Origin of the sequence: Pseudomonas sp. PA-4-8C, assembly GCF_021606625.1 — a bacterium.
In the GTDB taxonomy this organism is placed as follows: Bacteria; Pseudomonadota; Gammaproteobacteria; order Pseudomonadales; family Pseudomonadaceae; genus Aquipseudomonas; species Aquipseudomonas lactis.
Genome location: NZ_WKCD01000453.1, coordinates 1 through 2419, shown reverse-complemented (window position 1 = coordinate 2419; position 2419 = coordinate 1). Strand labels below are relative to the sequence as shown.

Sequence of the window (2419 nt, the reverse complement as noted above, 5' to 3'; positions counted from 1 at the left end):
AATCATTACTGCTATAGTCGCGAACGCCGCCAAAAGCGGCCTGGACAGAGGACATGCGGCAAACTGCCGGCCCTGACCATCGCAATTCATCAGGACGCGAGGCCGTCCTACGGGGCTTTCGCCACCCAGGAAGGCTCAAGATTGTAACAAGCGCAGGTGACATGAGGCCTGAAGCGAGTGCAGAAAGCAGAGTGAATACTCGCCTTTTGCGCCGATATTTACGGCCAGTTCACAAAGTGCAGTCAGTTTTGAGCCAGACCATGGCGAATGCTTCGGAAACAACGCCTGTTAAGAGCTGAGTGAGAGCGCAACCGCCCACACCTAGTCTTGTTTAGCCATGAGCGTGGACTCCCCATTGGAGAACACGGTAAATGCCAACCCGCTGCGGATTCTGCGCGCGGCAGCACCCGAATTATCAGGGATACGTGTAGGGTGGAGATGCACAACCGTCGGACTGTGTAGCACTAGGCTTGTTTTAGACGCTTCATCTCGTCCACAGTCGCCGGTTGATTCCTCCTCCTGACCTTAGCTTTTGTTGAAGTGGTGCCTTTGTCACCACCGCTAACGAGCAGGACGCGTCCGTCGCGATACCGGCCCAATTGGCCGATTTTGCTGGACACTGGAGTGGCCAACCACTCTTGACGCACCTGACACCGACCGTGAGAAGTCGTGTGTGCCGAACGCCGTTTCCGGCAGCCCGGAAACCGACGGTACAACATGAAAAGAATGCTGATTAACGCAACTCAACCCGAAGAGTTGCGTGTTGCACTGGTAGATGGCCAGCGCCTCTACGACCTGGACATCGAATCCGGTGCACGCGAGCAGAAAAAGGCCAACATCTATAAAGGCCGTATCACTCGCATCGAACCAAGCCTTGAGGCTGCCTTTGTCGATTTCGGCTCCGAGCGCCACGGCTTCCTGCCCCTTAAAGAAATCTCCCGCGAATACTTCAAGAAAGCCCCCGAAGGCCGCGTGAACATCAAGGACGTCCTGAGCGAAGGCCAGGAAGTCATCGTCCAGGTCGAGAAAGAAGAACGTGGCAACAAGGGCGCGGCCCTGACCACCTTCATCAGCCTCGCCGGTCGTTACCTCGTACTGATGCCGAACAACCCACGTGCCGGCGGTATTTCCCGTCGCATCGAAGGCGAAGAGCGCAACGAACTGCGTGAAGCGCTGAACGGCCTGATCGCACCGGCCGACATGGGCCTGATCGTGCGCACTGCCGGCCTTGGCCGCAGCAGCGAAGAAATGCAGTGGGACCTCGACTACCTGCTGCAACTGTGGACCGCTATCAAAGAAGCGTCCCTGGATCGTTCCGCGCCGTTCCTGATCTACCAGGAAAGCAACGTGATCATCCGCGCCATCCGCGACTACCTGCGCCAGGACATCGGCGAAGTGCTGATCGACAGCGTTGAAGCCCAGGACGAAGCCCTGACCTTCATTCGCCAGGTAATGCCGCAGTACGCCAGCAAGATCAAGCTGTACGAAGACAGCGTGCCACTGTTCAACCGTTTCCAGATCGAAAGCCAGATCGAGACCGCCTTCCAGCGCGTGGTCGAACTGCCTTCCGGCGGCTCCATCGTGATCGACCCGACCGAAGCCCTGGTGTCCATCGACATCAACTCGGCGCGTGCGACCAAAGGCAGCGACATCGAAGAAACCGCCCTGCAGACCAACCTGGAAGCGGCTGAAGAAATCGCCCGCCAGCTGCGCCTGCGTGACATCGGCGGCCTGATCGTGATCGACTTCATCGACATGACCCCGGCCAAGAACCAGCGCGCCGTGGAAGAAAAAGTCCGCGAATGCCTGGAAGCTGACCGTGCCCGTGTACAGGTCGGCCGCATTTCGCGCTTCGGCCTGCTGGAAATGTCCCGTCAGCGCCTGCGTCCGTCCCTGGGCGAGAGCAGCGGCATCGTCTGCCCGCGTTGCAACGGCACCGGCATCATTCGTGACGTTGAATCGCTGTCCCTGGCGATCCTGCGCCTGATCGAAGAAGAAGCCCTGAAAGACCGTACCGCCGAAGTTCGCGCACAAGTGCCGATTCCGGTTGCAGCCTTCCTGCTCAACGAAAAACGCAACTCGATCACCAAGATCGAACTGCGCACCCGTGCCCGTATCGTCATCCTGCCGAACGATCACCTCGAAACGCCGCACTTTGAAGTCCAGCGCCTGCGTGATGACAGCCCGGAAGCCCACAGCGGCCAGTCCAGCTATGAAATCGCCGCAGCTGCCGCCGAAGTCGAAGAAGTCCAGCCAGCCGCTGCGACCCGCACCCTGGTTCGCCAGGAAGCGGCGGTGAAGACTGCGCCGGCCCGCGCCAACGCACCGGTACCGACCGAAGCCGCCGCCCCGGTTGCTGCGCCAGCCGCCCTGCCTGAGCCAAGCCTGTTCAAGGGCCTGGTGAAGTCGCTGGTCAGCC

1 protein-coding gene is annotated in these 2419 nt (G+C 59.7%); it reads left to right on the top strand.

What is annotated here, in order from left to right; all coding sequences use genetic code 11:
• Window positions 1-717: 717 nt before the first annotated feature.
• On the top strand, window positions 718-2419 hold a 1702-nt coding region (gene rne / locus GIW04_RS29800; RefSeq protein ID WP_236479540.1), incomplete at its 3' end, for a ribonuclease E.